14 protein-coding genes and 1 pseudogene are annotated in these 16,475 nt (G+C 40.6%); 11 read left to right on the top strand and 4 right to left on the bottom strand.

The features are described from left to right. Nucleotides 1–100: 100 nt before the first annotated feature. From BPR_RS15835 to BPR_RS15790, 11 genes are all read left to right on the top strand, one after another. Complete coding sequence (locus tag BPR_RS15835; protein ID WP_013282489.1) at nt 101–679, top strand: hypothetical protein; 579 nt, start codon at nt 101–103, stop codon at nt 677–679. Nucleotides 680–827: 148 nt separating this feature from the next. Beyond that, the gene (locus tag BPR_RS15830) at nt 828–3,536 is read left to right on the top strand and encodes a GH36-type glycosyl hydrolase domain-containing protein (protein ID WP_013282488.1); all 2,709 of its coding nucleotides are present in this window, start codon (nt 828–830) and stop codon (nt 3,534–3,536) included. Nucleotides 3,537–3,997: 461 nt separating this feature from the next. Next, entirely contained in the window at nt 3,998–4,591 is a 594-nt protein-coding gene (locus BPR_RS15825; protein ID WP_013282487.1) for a TetR/AcrR family transcriptional regulator, read from the top strand. Nucleotides 4,592–4,721: 130 nt separating this feature from the next. Continuing rightward, complete coding sequence (locus BPR_RS15820) at nt 4,722–5,567, top strand: ABC transporter ATP-binding protein (protein WP_013282486.1); 846 nt, start codon at nt 4,722–4,724, stop codon at nt 5,565–5,567. Beyond that, nucleotides 5,564–6,241, top strand: coding sequence for a fluoroquinolone export ABC transporter permease subunit (locus tag BPR_RS15815; protein WP_013282485.1), 678 nt, complete (start codon nt 5,564–5,566; stop codon nt 6,239–6,241). The genes BPR_RS15820 and BPR_RS15815 overlap by 4 nt, the downstream gene beginning before the upstream one ends. Nucleotides 6,242–6,279: 38 nt before the next feature. Next, on the top strand, nt 6,280–6,939 hold the full coding sequence (locus BPR_RS15810; protein ID WP_242662248.1) for an ABC transporter permease: 660 nt from the start codon (nt 6,280–6,282) through the stop codon (nt 6,937–6,939). Between the two features lie 237 nt (nt 6,940–7,176). Further along, the gene (locus tag BPR_RS15805; protein WP_042258341.1) at nt 7,177–8,847 is read left to right on the top strand and encodes a clostripain-related cysteine peptidase; all 1,671 of its coding nucleotides are present in this window, start codon (nt 7,177–7,179) and stop codon (nt 8,845–8,847) included. Nucleotides 8,848–8,980: 133 nt separating this feature from the next. Continuing rightward, on the top strand, nt 8,981–9,151 hold the full coding sequence (locus BPR_RS20635; RefSeq protein ID WP_013282482.1) for a bacteriocin: 171 nt from the start codon (nt 8,981–8,983) through the stop codon (nt 9,149–9,151). A gap of 118 nt (nt 9,152–9,269) precedes the next feature. Further along, nucleotides 9,270–9,731: an RpiB/LacA/LacB family sugar-phosphate isomerase gene (locus BPR_RS15800; RefSeq protein WP_013282481.1), complete on the top strand. Its 462-nt coding sequence runs from the start codon at nt 9,270–9,272 to the stop codon at nt 9,729–9,731. Between the two features lie 17 nt (nt 9,732–9,748). Beyond that, nucleotides 9,749–10,216 (top strand): NUDIX hydrolase, encoded by a 468-nt coding sequence (locus BPR_RS15795; protein WP_026663196.1) that lies wholly within the window; start codon nt 9,749–9,751, stop codon nt 10,214–10,216. 39 nt (nt 10,217–10,255) lie between these two features. Further along, complete coding sequence (locus BPR_RS15790) at nt 10,256–10,651, top strand: PaaI family thioesterase (protein WP_013282479.1); 396 nt, start codon at nt 10,256–10,258, stop codon at nt 10,649–10,651. A gap of 360 nt (nt 10,652–11,011) precedes the next feature. Here BPR_RS15790 and BPR_RS15785 read toward each other — a convergent pair whose 3' ends face one another. The 4 genes and pseudogenes from BPR_RS15785 to BPR_RS15770 form a co-directional block, all read right to left on the bottom strand. Then, entirely contained in the window at nt 11,012–12,097 is a 1,086-nt protein-coding gene (locus BPR_RS15785; RefSeq protein WP_013282478.1) for a tyrosine-type recombinase/integrase, read from the bottom strand. A gap of 117 nt (nt 12,098–12,214) precedes the next feature. Then, nucleotides 12,215–14,428 (bottom strand): EAL domain-containing protein, encoded by a 2,214-nt coding sequence (locus tag BPR_RS15780; protein ID WP_013282477.1) that lies wholly within the window; start codon nt 14,426–14,428, stop codon nt 12,215–12,217. 225 nt (nt 14,429–14,653) lie between these two features. Beyond that, nucleotides 14,654–14,782: pseudogene (locus BPR_RS21665) on the bottom strand (4Fe-4S ferredoxin); the annotation flags it as partial. 83 nt (nt 14,783–14,865) lie between these two features. Further along, nucleotides 14,866–16,353, bottom strand: coding sequence for a radical SAM protein (locus BPR_RS15770; RefSeq protein WP_013282476.1), 1,488 nt, complete (start codon nt 16,351–16,353; stop codon nt 14,866–14,868). Nucleotides 16,354–16,475: the final 122 nt, after the last annotated feature.

Raw genomic sequence — 16,475 nt, 5'->3', positions numbered from 1 at the left:
ATCAGTTCAGAAATTCTTAATTGTTTTTTTATACATATAGTATATCTTCCGGGCTTATAATCAATATGTTGTGTAAATTGACTTATGAGGAGGAGATATTGTGAAAAAAAGATTATTAAGTATTATTATGATTTCTTCAATTGCACTTCAGGTTGTAGCATGTGGTGCAGCTGAAACTGCAAGTGCAGAGGGATTGAAGGTTGAGAAAGTTGTTGAAACAGAAGTAACTCAGGAAACAGAGAATGCTGCTGTAGCAGTACAGGAAACTGAGAAACCTGCCGAGGCAGCGACAGATGCATCTATTGAAGCACAGGCAGAACAGGCGACAGATGATACCCAGAAACAGACCTCTGATTTTGAAGGACAGTATTATGCCGGAAAAGGTAACCTGAGCATTACCAAGCAGGAAGATGGTAGCTTCCTCATCGAAGTATGGTGGGGTATAAGCGCTGCACAGCAGGGCGAGTGGGTTATGCACGGCAAATATGACGGTGCTGATACTATTACTTACAATGATTGTGTTAAGCATGAGTACACATTGAAGGATAACGGTGAAGTTGATACTGATGAGACTATCTATACAGATGGAACCGGTAGTATCAAGATTGTTGATAGTAACACTATCATGTGGACAGATGATATGGAGCATGTTGCTGATGACACTCCAATGACCAGATAATGATATTTAAGTGACTAAAGAGCCCTATCTCCGGATAAAGAGATGGGGCTTTTTTCTATAAAAAAAGAGGTATATGAAGTAAAAAAGATACCTTTTTATCATCTATTTCCCTGTGCTAATTTAATAATAGCCTAAGAAAGAGGATTAGATGATCATGAAAAATATTGGGAAAATAGAATTTATCGATAACAAAGGAAGCTTTAAGGTTGAAAAGCCTGAGAATACCAGTTATTTATACTATCCGATAGCCGGTGAAAAGGGGCTTAAGGGATGTGTGACGCCTAAGCTTGGCGGAGATCTGATGGTTGATCAGGAAACCTTTATTTTGGAGCCCGTGAGCGTAGAGAATCTTCACAATAACAGAAATACTCGTAACTTCTGGCTCTGCATGGATGACGGGAAAGTATGGTCAGCAACAGGTTCATCTGCTGAGCAGGAGAATAACAAATTCACTGATAAACAGGATGATAGCCTTGTGACTGCAGGTTTTATGTGGCACAAGGCTATTAGAAGTAATAATGAAGCCGGGCTTACAGCTGAGGTTACTTCTTTTGTGCCGGTTAATACAAATGTGGAAATAATGTCAGTTACTATCAGGAACGATTCGCCTAAGGCTAAGACAATTGTTCCTGTAGCTGCCATTCCTATTTTTGGACGTTCTGCGGATAATCTTAGAGATCACAGAAATGTAACTTCTATGCTTCATAGAATTTCAATTATTCCGGAGGGCATTTTAGTTAAGCCAACCATGTCTTTTGACGAAAAAGGACATCGTGTAAATCATAAGACCTATTATGTGCTTGGTTTTGATGAAAACGGACATGAGCCGGAAAGCTTTTATCCTACAGTTGAAGCCTTTATTGGAGAAGGTGGCAGTTTCCTTAAGCCACGAAGTGTATACTGCCAGAAACCCAGCTTCAAAGCCGGAACCGAAATTGCCGGAATGGAGGCTGTTGGTGGCCTGCGATTTGAGAAATGCGTTCTGACGCCGGGTCAGGAAGCCACATATACTGTGCTAATTGGCGTTGCGGACAATAACGAAGAGATAGAGGATATTTCCAAACTCTACAGGGATAATAAGAACGTAGAAAAAGAGCTTACATATACCAGAGATTATTGGAGAAACAAGGTAAATGTAAACTTCCATACACAGGATAAAGCCTTTGATCAGTTCATGCAGTGGATTGCTTTCCAGCCACTTTTAAGGCGTGTATATGGCTGTTCATTCCTTCCTTATCATGACTATGGAAGAGGCGGAAGAGGATGGCGAGATTTGTGGCAGGATTGCCTCTCACTTCTCTTCATGGAGCCGGGCGAAGTCAGAAATATGATTGTTGCCAACTTTGGCGGAGTGAGAATGGATGGAACCAATGCAACAATAATAGGAGAAGGCCTTGGCAATTTCATTGCTGACAGAAACGGCATCGCCAGAGTATGGATGGATCATGCATTCTGGCCGCTTAGAACTCTTCTTTTGTACATCGAACAATCAGGTGATTATGATATCCTCATAGAACAGGTTCCTTATTTCAAGGATTCTATCGTGCATAGGGGTAATCTTATTGATAAGAAGTTTGAAAACGCAGAGAATAAGCAGCTTGTAAATTCCGATAACAAAGAAATGGTGTATGAAGGAACAATTCTTGAGCATCTTTTGATTCAGAACCTAACTTCATATTATGAGGTTGGAGAGCATAATGTTCTAAGACTCCGCGGAGCAGACTGGAACGATGCTCTTGATATGGCCAATGAGAACGGCGAGTCCGTAGCCTTTTCTTATGCTTATGCGGGAAACCTCAGAGAATTGGCCAAACTTATCAGGAAGTTCTCTGCTAGGTGCAAGGTCAATGCAATATTCGTTGCTTCTGAAATTGCTGCTCTTCTGGATCATGCGCAGACAACCGAGGAAAAGACCAGGCTTCTTGCAGCCTATATGAAGACTGTAGAAGGAAATCTTTGCGGCGAGCAGATTGCTATAGAACTATCGGAGCTTGCTAATAAGCTTGAAAGTCTGGCTGAGAGCTTTACCGAGCATCTTAAGAACCAGGAGTGGATCAAGGGAAGCAGAGGCACCGGCTGGTTTAACAGCTACTACGATAATAGCAAAAGAGCGGTAGAGCGTTATGATGAAGACGATGAGAAAACCCGCATGATGCTCACAGGCCAGGTATTTGCAATAATGGGAGATGTTGCAAGTGATGATCAGATAAAGAAGATCACCAAAGCGGCTGATAAGTATCTATATAAAGAAAGCATTGGCGGATACAGGCTTAACACCGATTTCCATGAGTTCAAGACCGATATGGGCAGAATGTTCGGCTTTGCCTATGGAGAAAAAGAGAATGGCGCTGTTTTCTCACATATGGCTGTAATGTATGGTAATGCACTTTATGGAAGAGGCTTTGCAAAAGAAGGCTTTAAGGCTCTTAACACTCTTTACCAGGCATCCATGAATTATGCGACAAGCCATATTTACCCGGGAATACCTGAGTATTTCAGCGCTGATGGAAGAGGAAAGTATCCGTATCTTACAGGCGCAGCATCCTGGTACTTGCTCACAATGATCACTGAAGTATTTGGAGTAAGAGGACAGGCTGGAAACCTCTCTATTGAGCCGGCTCTTTTGGCAAGTCAGTTTGATAAAGAGGGTAGGGCCGGAATCAGCCTTAATTTTGCCGGAAAAAGATTTGATATAACTATAGAAAATCCGGAAAACCTTGAGGCTGGCACATATAAAATAAAGGCAGCGAGCCTTAACGGAAGTGGAATCGGCCTTGAGGAGGGTAGACTTGTTATTCCAAGGGAAATAATAGATAAACTTGGCAGCCAAAACGAAGTTATTGTGAGAGTGGAATAAAATAGTAGACAATTGTCTGAAAATTTTTGATTTAATACGAGGAAATTGCGCTTTGGCGGCGCAACCATGAATGGATGGAATGGACAAGACCGGGATGGCTTTACGTCTTGTTGAAAACCCTGAAATAATACCAGCAGAAGAGAAAACAGTAATTTGTTATTATAAAGTTTAATACTACAATGGTTAAAAAAGTTATCATGGTATTAAAAATTGGTCAAAATCCAGCTCCACAGCGAAATAAAGTAATAACAAATGCTATTTTTTAGTTGGCATGTTATTATTTCAAAATACATGATAATACTAGTAGAGGGGAAAAGAGTCATTTGTTATTACAGGATTTGCGTATAGCATTTCCAAAAGCAATTACAATAATACAAGAATTGCTCCATCACTTGACAGCTTCATAGAAAGAGATTATACTGACTATAAATACTAAATTAGTCAAAAGGATGTGAAGAGATTTGCCTAAGTCATATTCGGATCAGGAAAGAGAATATATAGTTAAGAGACTTAAGGAGGAGGCTGCAAAGTGCCTATCCCAGTACGGTGTCAGACGCACAACAGTTGATGAACTGGTACAGCGAGTTGGTATTCCCAAGGGTACCTTTTATCTCTTTTATAAGTCCAAAGAGTTGCTTCTTTTCGAGGTGATCCAGGACCAGCATGAGGCCATCAACAAAGAACTTTCTGACGCACTTTCGAAAACAGCAGTCAAGGGCTTTTCTGCGGATACTGTAACGGATCTGATCTTTGATTTTTTTAAAATGACAGAAGAGATGCCAATCTTAAAGCTCCTTGATACCGATGAAGTCGAGCTTTTGGTGCGTAAGCTCCCGCGGGAAGTAGTTGAGGCGCATTTCCAGGACGACACCGACACTATCGAGCAGATGCTGTCCATGTTCCCTATAAAGAAGAATCTGGACGTCAAGGTTGTCAGTGCGGCCTTCCATGCAGTGTATTTTGCGACACTTCATAAGAATGACATCGGCGAGGAGAATTATGATGAGGCGCTTCGCCTTTTGATTTATGGAATTGTTACACAGATGATGAAATGAGTAAATACAGTATATTTCAGTCATAGAGTCCGGTTTTAGCCGGACTTTGATTAGCATTTTATTTGACTATATAATCATATATGGTCAAATAGATGCAAATGCTGAATAGATTCAATCAGGAGGAGACATGATGATAGAGGTTAAAGATCTTAATTTTAGCTACACAAAAAAGCCCTTTATAGAGGGCATGAATTTTGAGGTAAAAGAGGGAGAGATTTTCGGTTTTCTCGGGCCTTCCGGTGCAGGAAAGAGTACACTTCAGAAAATTCTTTTGGGAATGCTGCCCGGTTATAAGGGACTAGCCAAGGTTGGAGGCATTGAGTGCAAGAAGTGCGGCTCAGATTTTTATAGAACCATAGGCGTTGACTTTGAATATTCAACTATGTATGAAAAGCTTACTGCAAGGGAGAATCTGGAATTTTTCTCATCTCTGTATACAGGAGAGAAGCGAAACATCAATGAGCTGCTTATGTCGGTGGGACTGGAGAATGACGGGGATAAGAGAGTTTCAGATTTTTCCAAGGGAATGAAGAGCAGGCTGAATTTTATCAAAGCTCTTGTGCACGATCCAAAGCTCCTTTTCCTGGATGAGCCTACAAGTGGCCTTGATCCTACAAACAGCCGTATGATGAAGGACCTTATCCTTGAGGAAAAGAAAAAGGGCAAAACAATTCTTTTGACGACTCATAACATGCAGGATGCAACTGAGCTTTGCGACAGAGTAGCATTTATCGTGGGAGGAAAGCTCTTTGCCCTGGATAGCCCCCATAACCTGATCATGTCAAAAGGGGCTGCGAAAGTGAGCTACTCCTGGATAGAGAACGGAGAGCAGACAGGCAGCTGCGAGCTGGATAAGTTGTCAGAGGATAAGAAGCTCCTTAGCCTTATCGCAGAGAACCGTCTTAAGTCAATTCACAGCAGCGAGCCGACACTTAACGACATATTCATGGAAATAACCGGGAGGACCTTGGTATGAGATTTGGACGATTACTTGGATGGGATCTGCGATTCCAGGCCAGATATGGTTTTTATCTGTTATATGGATTTCTTACGACTTTTTATACGATCATCCTTTTTGCGCTTCCCGAATCCTGGAAAGAGAAAATGGCTGCGATACTGATATTTTCTGACCCGGCGGCCATGGGACTATTTTTCATGGGAGCTATTATCCTTTTGGAAAAGAGTCAGAAAGTCACTTCATATTTTGCAATCACTCCTTTAAAGGCAAGGAATTACGTGTGGTCTAAAGTTCTCTCATTGTGTGCGATATCACTGGTTGTTGCAGCAGTGCTGGCAATTATCGCAGGCCACAAGCATATACTATTGCTTTTTGCGGGGACATTTCTTGCGAGCGTGATCTTTACGCTATGCGGAATAATTGTGGCTACGAAGATAAGCAGTCTTAATCAGTTTATCTTATTTACTGTTCCGATTGAGATAATTGGGTTTATTCCTGCAATACTGCATCTATTTGGAGTTGGTTCTTTTCCAAAAGTATATCCGGCCAACGTGTGCATGGACCTTGTGATGGGAAAAGTGCCTTCGTTTTTAGGACTTACAGTGACTGTACTTACGATAGTTCTTTTGACCATGGGTGCCAACAAGAGCGTTCTCAAACTATGGCAGGAGCAGGGAGGGATAAAGCTATGAGGGCAATACGACTAAGCTTTTTACAGATGTTAAGATTCATGAGAAAAGATATGATGCTGATGGCTGCAGGACTTGCGCCGTTTCTAATGGGAGCCGCCATAAGGTTTGGAATTCCGCTTATCGACAAGGCGCTAATGGCGATCACCGGGATGACGCAGATTTTGGCCCCCTACTATAGCCTTTTTGATATATTCTATGCGGCAATCACCCCTGCTATGTTCTGCTTTGTCGCAGCAATGGTGATGCTGGAAGAAAGGGATGATCATATAAACAGGTATCTTTTTGTGACGGAACTTGGGAAAATAGGCTACTATATATCACGAATAGTAGCTCCCGCTATTGCAGCTTTCATATTATCTGCAGTTCTACTCCCAATTTTCAGGCTGGAAGTAAGCTCTTTTGCCGAGATATTATTTCTATCGCTATCAGGAACACTTCAGGGAATTATAATTGCACTTCTTGTGGTGAACATATCCTCAAATAGGCTTGAGGGAATGGCGCTAACGAAGTGTTCGTCCCTTTTGATGTTAGGAGCAATGGGGCCATATTTCATAAGTCGTCCCTACAGTCATATTCTCTTTTTCATGCCCTCATATTGGACAGCCCTCGAGATTACGGAAGGTAATGCTATTTATGTATTGCCTACGATGCTGGTTTCGGGAATCTGGATCCTGATCTTATTTAAAACGGAAATATAAATAAAACATGCGTCATACTGGCTGTAGATGCTTTTTGTGATGTTCTATTTTACGAAAATGGATTACTTAAGATTGATGCGGTCATAGGAATTAAGGGAGAATAACGAAATATTTAGGCAGGCTCTGACGATACATATCAATATGGCGTCAGAGCCTTTTTTTGTGATATAGAAATTTCTCCGAAATTCCTATATCATAAAAAATGCAGAATTACAAACGGCTATGATGGGGGAATTGATGAAAAACAATCAAAAAAAGTTTGGGAAACTTGGAAAAATAATAATCGGAGTTCTAGCTGTATTAGGGATATTGTTTCTAATCCTCATGCTTATTCCTGATGATGAAGCTGATGAGTCTTTTACGGAAGGAATACATGAAGAAAATACAGTGACAGACCAGCATGGAAAACCTGCCCAGCAGGCTTTCGGTTCAGGAGATTCCGGATCAGACATTGATCTGGTATCAGTCGGTACAGGCGCCAGGTCTGCTACTGTCATGGTCTATATGAACGGGTCAGATCTTGAAACCAATGCGGGAGAAGCAACTACCGATATTGAAGAAATGATATCCTCCGGCATAGGAGAAAAAGTAAATGTAATTATCCAGACAATGGGAACCAAGGAATGGCAGAATTACGGTATATCATCAAAATCTGCTCAGACCTATAAGATAGAAGAAGGCGGCCTTTCCCTTGTGAGGGATAATCTGGGGCAGCTTGACTGTACAGCAGAGGACACTTTATCTGAATTTATAGGATTCTGCAAGAACAATTATCCTGCTGACAGATACATCATTGTGTTCTGGGATCATGGCGGAGGACCTGTTTACGGGTTTGGCTATGATGAGTGGCAAGACGATGAAGAAGCAGGGTTGACAATCAGCGAAATGGCAAGCGCTTTTTCCCAAAACAGTGATATCCATTTTGATATTATCGGTATGGACTGCTGCATCATGGCAAGCATGGAAACCTGCTATGCCTTTGCACCTTATTGCAAATATGCGTTATTGTCTGAAGATTTTGAATCAGGATTGGGCTGGAGTTACAAGGGCTGGATGAATGCCTTGGAAAAAGATCCCGGAATATCGACTCCGCTTCTTGGTAAATATATTGTTGATGACGTCATTACAGATAATGAAAACAACTTTGGAGGCGATTCTGCCTGTATAGGTTTATTTAATGTATCTACCGCCAAAGATCTTTTTAATGCATGGAAAGCTTATGCTTACAAAAATGAAAATGTCCTTTTAAATACGAATTACAGCAGGATGCACAAAGCCAAAGGCAGAAGTCGGAACTTTTGGGATTTCTGGGGCTTTGATGTAAGTGATGTCACTCTTTCTGATTACTATATCAGTGACATTCTGGCACTTATGGAAAGCATAGACAACAGCAGTAAAGAGGCACAAGACCTTACATCCGCACTGAAAGCTGCTGTGGCATATTATGGCCATACATCTGACAAGAACGAGCTGACAGGGCTTGCGGTATCACTGCCATATGGTGATCCTGATTTTTATGATAAGCTGAAGGGCGTGTACAGAGATATTGGCTTTGATGAAGAATATATCGACTGGCTGAATGGCTTCGTGTCCAGCTACGGGTATGAGGATTACTTCGATTTCGGTAGTTTTGACGACAACTGGGGCGGCTGGGAATCATACGAAGAAGAATATGGCAGCAACATAAGTGGCGGTGGTTCCTGTGAATATGGCTATGACTATGAAAACGATGAGTACGATGATGGCTGGATCTATGATTTTGAGGAAGAAATCTGGTACATGTATGAGGACGATATACTTTATTTGTATGATGATGAGACAGACACCATATTCTATTATGATGAGCAGGACGATAAGATCTATTATTATGATGAAGAAATAGATGACTGGTGCGAAGTAGAAGAATGAAAAATGTAAGAATTAAGACGATCAATTGCCCTATTGTTTTGTTGCTTCGTATATATAATCAGTTGTACAACAAAGATAAATTATTGTAACTGAAAAAAATATTTCGCAACTGACGGACTAAGGAGGAGCAAACATGACAGTTATGGCAATGGAAATAAAAGAACTAAACGTTAAACAGCTAGAAAAAATAACAGGTGGTATGGGACCAGTTACTTCAGGGAAAGGCCCGAAAATTAAGGTAAATTTCTCTAAGAGCGAATATTTAGAACAAAAGAAAAAACAAGAAACTCTTGTAAATAACTGAAATAGCAAAAGGGGCTGTCAATGTGACAACCCCTTTTATTAAAAAAGTTGCAACCGAACCTGTTATAATCTTATTAGGATATTTTTTGCATATTCTTTGAGATGAGGAGGTAACTTTTATGATTATAGCAATGGCCAATGATCACGCTGGAACTCAGATGAAAGAGGAGATAAAAGCATATCTTATCTCGCAGGGCTATGAAGTTAAAGATTTTGGTACATATGATGATAAATCCTGTGATCTGTCAGATTTTGTATATCCTGCAGCCCTGGCAGTTGCCAGAGGAGAATGCGACAGAGGAATCTTTTGCGATGGTGTAGGGTATGGAAGTGCACTTATCGCAAACAAAATCAATGGCTGCTATGCAGCTGTGTGCCAGGATCCTTTATGTGCCAAGCTGGCCAGAGAGCATACTGATTCTAATATTCTTTGCCTTGGGGCGAAGATAATAGGTGGGCTAATGGCCATGGAAGTTGTAAAGACATGGCTAACGACCAGCCCACTTATGGAAGAAAAATACAGGAGAAGAGTGCAGAAAGTATGCGAAATAAACGATAAGCACTGTGTTCCGGTAAAATAGTTTGGGAGAAGGATCAGATGAATTATATAGCAGAAATGAGAAAACATGTTGGCCATGATCTTGTCATGACCGTGGGATGCGGTGTGCTTATAGAAAATGAAAAAGGAGAGGTCCTTCTTCAAAAGAGAAGTGACACAGGAGAATGGTGCGTGCCAGGCGGAGCACTTGAACCCGGTGAGACTTATATAGAAGCAGCGACCAGAGAACTGTCAGAAGAAGTAGGGATAAAGGTATCTGACCTTAAACTGTTTGGTCTTTATTCCGGTGATGACAGGGAGATACATTATCCAAATGGAGACGTAGTATATTCTCTTTCAGTTATCTTTATTACAAAGAGCTTTACAGGAGAAATCTCTAATTCAGATTCAGAAGTACTTGATCACAGATTTTTTGATAAGAATAGTATTCCCAAGGAGCTCTTTTACGCTGATGCAAGACCTATCCTTGATTGGGCAAAAGGGAAAAAAGAGATAACAGTAGAATGAATCTGCCTGACTAATACGTAATCCGAAGGAGAGTAAAAAATGGGGAGTATTGAAGAAGCAAGAGATATTTTTTCCAAAGATCTATATGCAACTGAGCTTTCTGGAATAGAGATTGATGAAATTGGTAAAGACTACGCTAAGTGCAGTATGAAACTTACCGACAAACACAAGAATGCCTATGGTGGAGTCATGGGAGGAGCAATCTATACTCTTGCTGATTTTGCTTTTGCCGTAGCATCAAATTATGAAAAGGAACAGGCAACGGTAAGCCTTTCTTCACAGGCAAGTTTTATGTCTGCAACCAAAGGGAGTATTCTCTTTGCAGAGGCAAAGCTCCTTAAGGATGGAAAAAGAAATAACTTCTTTGAAGTTACCGTGACTGACGATCTGGACAAACTTATAGCTGTAGTTTCCTTCACAGGAGCACATGTATAGTGATACACCTTCTCCAGACAATATTGAAGGACAGTAAAAATTGTATCTTCCGTGATAATCGACTATCCAGATTTCCTGCCTATATCATGGGTGCCCCAATAGAAGCAGTGCTTTTATCACCAGTTATTCTGCCACTATTCAGCTCTCAGCTAATATAGGCATTGTAATTATCAATAGCGGTTCTGCCTATATCCAGTTAACCTAAAATATAGGCATTATTTTTGGGCAGCCATATACTGCTACAAAATGCCACTCCCGGCATAGAGGCAGTTTGCCCTACGTAAAATCAACTGCCTCTAGTGGTAATACCCGGAATATAGGCATGCGTAACTTTAACTTAAAAAAAGTAGTGTGTGAAATTTAATCATTATCCTGGTTATCATCAGTTCCATAAACGTCTACCTGGGATGCCTGTCTTTTATGTTCTTCTTCTATAGCAGCATAGTGTTTAACAGTTGTATTTACGTCTTTATGTCCCAATACATCAGCCACCATATAAATATCACTTGTTTTGTTATAAAGCGCTGTACCATAGGTCCTGCGAAGCTTATGTGGCGTTAGTTTCTGCGAAAGGCCAGTATTCTTACCGTATTTTTCTATCATATGTTGAATGCTTCTTATTGACATTCGTCTATGTTTTAAGGATATAAAAAGAGCTGGATCTTCAGCATTTTCAAGCAGGGTAGGACGCTCGTTTTTGATATAATCCTTCAAAGTATTTCTTATTAATTCGTTTATGTAAAGATGATCCTCATAACCACCTTTTCTTACAATCGTAATGGAATTCTCATTAAAATTGACATCTGCAAGATCAAGCCCAGCACACTCTGACACACGGATTCCTGTATTTAAAAGAAGTGTCACAATAGTCAGGTCTCTTTTGGCAGTAATCTCAGACATTACTCTTGAGTGATAGCTGGCAGAATTAACATTTTCTACGGAATCAATAAGCTTCTGTACCTGTTCAGAATCGAGCCTCCGAATATCTTTTTTCTCTGGATCTTTCTTTTTTACAACTGCTTTAATCGTTGGATCTGCATTAAGATAGTCGTATTTAACCATATATTGGAAGTAATTCCTAACAGCAGCCATTTTTCTGGCAATTGCACGCTCATTAGCTGGCTTTATATTGCCTGTTTTGTCCGGTTTATGGCCTGAAGCAACATAATTTTGAAATTCATTGATATCTTGTGGCCCAAGATTTTCAATTACTTCAAAAGGAATGTTTCGCAGTTCAAGATTTCTACAGATAGGATTCTTTTCTTTCAAATATTTATAGAAAAACAGAATATCCTGTGCATAGTTAAATGCAGTACTTGGCTGATATCTCAACAGACATTCGTCTACAAAACCGTGCACATGCAGAGGTAATGTTGATTTAATATTCTCTGTGTCCTGCCTGCGTTTTTGCTTCAGGGAATTGTAATATGCTGAATTCTCACCCATTTTGCGCCTCCTATAGATAGCATATCACAAAAGGGGAATTTTGTGCAATGATATTTGCGTTAGCAGCACGATCCAGCGGGAGGTGAACCCCCTGTCTGACATCGTTCTTTATTGGCTTTATTTCTTTGTTGGATATGCCGTTAATTCTTCAAACTCATCTACCGGCATAGGCTTGTAGAAATAATATCCCTGCATTTCCTCACATCCAAGACTTCCGAGGAAATCAGCCTGTTCCAGTGTCTCAACACCTTCTGCGATAATAGAAGTTCCAATAGCATGGATCATCTGGACCATGTAGCTAAGTATTGTCCGACCCATCTTTTGGTCACCTGAACCGGTAATAAATCGAAGATCAAGCTTTATGCGATCAAGGATAACTTCTTTTAACATATTCAGTGATGAGTAACCACTTCCAAAGTCGTCCATTTCAACTTCAAAGCCTGCTTCACGAAGTTTGGTTGTTGTTTTGATGATGGTATCGGAGTTTTCGACATATGCGCTTTCCGTTATCTCAATACGAAGTTGACCAGGCAATAGGTTATAGAACTCTTTTAATGTATTAAAGTGGTAGGCTACATCAGGGTTCTTTACTATATCAAGTCTTGATAGGTTTACTGATACACACAGTTGTCTGCCCTGATCATTCCATCGCTTCAAATCCTTACACACAGTGTCCCAAACGTGACAGTCAAGATCATAGATAAGCCCAGCATCTTCCAAAACCGGAATAAATTCTCCCGGAGAAATGTTTCCATCCTTCTTGCTTTTCCAGCGGCAAAGAGCCTCTGCACCAGTTATCATCCCAGTCTTATAGTTGACCTGTGGCTGATACCATACTTGTATTTCCCCAGACTCAATAGCTGCAGGAAGGTGACTTGCGATACCGGCACTTTTCCTTCCCATGTCCCACTGCTTTGGGTTATAAAACTCAAATCCTTCTTTCTTGGATTCTCTGACTTTTCTTTCTGCAATGCGGGCATAATCAAGCATCTTATCCACGTTTATGTCTTTATAGTCTTCAGGCATAAGAACATAAATACCAGAGCAGAGCCTTACAACAAAGTCTTTTCCACGATCGCTAAAATAATTGCGAACAGGAGTCAAAATATATTTTTCATCCTGAAGAATCTGTTCATTGCCGCCAATACATCGAAGGATAACAAAATGATCTCCATCATACCTTCCTATAGCTTCTTTATCGGTAAGTACTTCAAGGCTTCTCTCAGTCCAAAATTTTAACAGCTCATCTCCGGCCTTCCAGCCAAAGCTGTCGTTGATGAACTTAAAGTCTTTTATGTTGTTATAGGATATCGTATACGGTGTATCAGGGTTGTTAGTGAGTAGTTCCTCAACTTTTTTACGGAATCCATTGTGGCTGAGCACACCAGTGAGAGGATCGATATCCTCCATTATCCGCATCTTTTCCTTCTGCTCTTCAAAATATGCTTTCTGTCTTAGGACAATCATTATAACAAGAGCAGCAAAAAGGATAGTCCCAATAATAAGGAAGTACTTATATTGGTAGAGATAGTCTTCAAAAGTATATACATAAAGATCTCTGGTAGTGTAATCAAGGGCTATAGCCTGTTTTTTGGTTTCAGGAATAGCTGCAATTCCTTCGTTCAGAAGTTCAATTCGTTTTTTTCCCTCTGGGGTTTCAAGAGTTCCGGCACGAAAATCCATTGAAAACATGGCAGAAGGCTGTACTTTAAGATCATTATAGGATGGCTTTTGAAGCACATAGCTCCACGCATATGAGTTATGTAAAAGTGCATCTACCTCTTCATTTCTAAGCGCTTTAATGCAATCAGCCATGGAATTGTAAAGGTTTATCGTTATTCCAGGGTATAACTGCTTTACAGTTTCTGCTACTCCGCCCTGTGATTTTAGCATGCCTACTCTGATGGTATTTATGTCAGAAATAGAGTGCTTATCTGTAGTCACAAGGGTAAATGGGGTCTGGATGAGATTGTCCGATACGATGGTCGCTTGACCAGATGCACTTGAAACAGCACTTCCAAAGGGCATAACAAGATCGTACTCAGTACTATCAAGGGCTTCCTTAAGATTTGATTTACTTATAGCTTTGAATGCGACATTGAAACCAGCTTCTTTGGCAGCGGATTCCATAAGATCAACGCCGATTCCTGCAATCTTGCCGTTGTCTTTATCAATGTAAAACATAGGACATCTGTCTACAGGCACACCGACTGTAAATTCTGTAGCAGGAGAATCAGACGAGGCATAAACAGGCGTCAAAAAGACTCCCAGATAGATTACCAGGAAAAGGAGGGCTATGCTGATAGTAGTATGGATCCTTTTTGATTTCATGATACACTCGCCTTATTGTTTGTTCTTTGCTTTAGATACTCACACTTAATTCTAACATTATTATGTTAAAATACGATAAATAATAAATAACAAATCGATAAAGGCGACTTCTAGTATTCCGGCATTGCTAACTTATGCGCATACGAGACTTGAACCAGGGATTCACGGAGCACCATTAGAACATAAAAAAAGTGTTCCGACGCTATATGAGTCATCGGAACACCATAGACCGACGCAGCATGGCATTTCCATCCTTGCAATAGTAACATCCCTTATGTCCTTGTTACTGATAACTTCTGTCAGTTTTTCAGTGTAATCTCCCTCATCCGGTTTGGGACATCCGATCATTGTAAACCTGCCTTGCATCAGAAAAAGAAAAGTATAAAACTTTATTCGACAGGGTAAATGAAACAACAATACTATAAAATTCGAGGCATTTAAGCTCTCTTATGTTTAAAGTGATGCTGTCTGGGTTTGTGCTTAAATGCAACTATGTTTAGAGGCTTTTCATCCTTTTTTGCATAATTCTCATATGCCTTCTTATAGTGTTTCTGTCCGGCCCAGATATCGTCAGCTACAGGCGCCCACTCTTTTGCGTAATCATCACACTTTGCACACAGATGTTCAACACTTTCTTCAGACTCTTCATTGGTACCATGAGCTTCTGATCTTTCGACCATATCCCTTAAAAGAGCCGGATTTTCAAGCATAGGGCACGGTCTTAAATGGTTCTTATTGAAAGGCTGGCCCTTATGGTATTCCATGAAAAGAGGACTTTGAAGCATCTCAAGTATTGAATGTGTATGTATATTGGTGTTGGAGAAGTGGACAAATACGCATGGTTCAGCATCTCCACTTGAATTGATGTGGAAATAGTTTCTTCCGCCTGCGATGCAGCCACCGACAGCTTCACCATCATTCTGGAAGTCCATAGGGAAGAATCCCAGGTCACATTTGACGCTTCTAAGGAACCTTATCTGATCCACCATCTTCTTTCGCTGCTCTACTGTAGGCATAAGCTCAGGAACAGCATTGTTTCCAACCGGCATGTAGTGGAAGAAAAATCCGAATCTAGCACCTTTTTCAGCAATGAACTCGATGAACTTGGGATCAGTCACTGCCTCGATGTTGTTTCTTGTATAGCAGATGGAAGTACCATAAACTATTCCGTACTTTTTGAGTAGATCCATGGCATTCATTACTGCATCATAATGACCAAGGCCACGTCTTGCGTCATTAGTCTCAGGAGTTCCCTCGATAGAAAGCTGGAATGTGAGATTTCCAAGCCTTACAACTTCTTTACAGAAATCCTCATCAATAAGTGTTGAATTGGTATAGATAGAGAACTCAACATCATTGTGCTTTTCTGCCAGTTTCAAGATATCTTTCTTCCTTACAAGAGGTTCTCCTCCTGTCATCATGTAAAGATATACTCCCAGCTCTTTTCCCTGGGTAACGATTTTGTCCATATCTTCAAAAGACAGATTGTGCTTAGGTCCATAAGTACCTGACCAGCATCCCGCACAGTGCATATTGCAGGCGCTTGTAGGGTCAAAAAGAATAAGCCATGGGATATTGCATCCGTATTTTTCCCTGTTTGCCCTGATCATTTTTGTGCCTCTGAAAAATGCCTCATAGCCAAGATTGAGCATCATCATCTTTGCAACATGCGGATCTGTCTCATCTATTACTTTATTCAAAAACTTAACCCATCTGTTATCCGGATCTTTAAATGCCGCTCTTACTTTATCAAGGCTTTCTTTTCTGGCTCCATCTTTACCCCAGAATTTCTCTGCCTGGTCAACAAGCTTAAGATAAGTAGCAGTCCTGTTCTCCGTTTTATCGAGATTTGCAAGGAACCTGTCAATCAGTATGCTAAAAGCCTGTCTTTGTACTTTGTGAGAAATGTTTTTTGCTAATTCCATACTTGTTATGCCTCCCCAAACGATGCTACAATTATTCTGATGTAACAAGTGTAACGCCACAGCATATTAATAACAATGGCTCTACCATCGGACATGACAATATTTCGTTTAAGTGAACCGAT

Origin of the sequence: Butyrivibrio proteoclasticus B316, assembly GCF_000145035.1 — a bacterium.
GTDB lineage: Bacteria > Bacillota > Clostridia > Lachnospirales > Lachnospiraceae > Butyrivibrio > Butyrivibrio proteoclasticus.
This window is presented reverse-complemented; position numbering and strand designations above follow the sequence as displayed.

Coding starts and splice junctions, on each gene's coding strand:
- BPR_RS15780 (WP_013282477.1), bottom strand. CDS start 14,428: ATGAAATCAAAAAGGATCCATACTACTATCAGCATAGCCCTCCTTTTC.
- BPR_RS15820 (WP_013282486.1), top strand. CDS start 4,722: ATGATAGAGGTTAAAGATCTTAATTTTAGCTACACAAAAAAGCCCTTT.
- BPR_RS15800 (WP_013282481.1), top strand. CDS start 9,270: ATGATTATAGCAATGGCCAATGATCACGCTGGAACTCAGATGAAAGAG.
- BPR_RS15770 (WP_013282476.1), bottom strand. CDS start 16,353: ATGGAATTAGCAAAAAACATTTCTCACAAAGTACAAAGACAGGCTTTT.
- BPR_RS15810 (WP_242662248.1), top strand. CDS start 6,280: ATGAGAAAAGATATGATGCTGATGGCTGCAGGACTTGCGCCGTTTCTA.
- BPR_RS20635 (WP_013282482.1), top strand. CDS start 8,981: ATGACAGTTATGGCAATGGAAATAAAAGAACTAAACGTTAAACAGCTA.
- BPR_RS15785 (WP_013282478.1), bottom strand. CDS start 12,097: ATGGGTGAGAATTCAGCATATTACAATTCCCTGAAGCAAAAACGCAGG.
- BPR_RS15790 (WP_013282479.1), top strand. CDS start 10,256: ATGGGGAGTATTGAAGAAGCAAGAGATATTTTTTCCAAAGATCTATAT.
- BPR_RS15830 (WP_013282488.1), top strand. CDS start 828: ATGATCATGAAAAATATTGGGAAAATAGAATTTATCGATAACAAAGGA.
- BPR_RS15805 (WP_042258341.1), top strand. CDS start 7,177: ATGAAAAACAATCAAAAAAAGTTTGGGAAACTTGGAAAAATAATAATC.
- BPR_RS15815 (WP_013282485.1), top strand. CDS start 5,564: ATGAGATTTGGACGATTACTTGGATGGGATCTGCGATTCCAGGCCAGA.
- BPR_RS15795 (WP_026663196.1), top strand. CDS start 9,749: ATGAATTATATAGCAGAAATGAGAAAACATGTTGGCCATGATCTTGTC.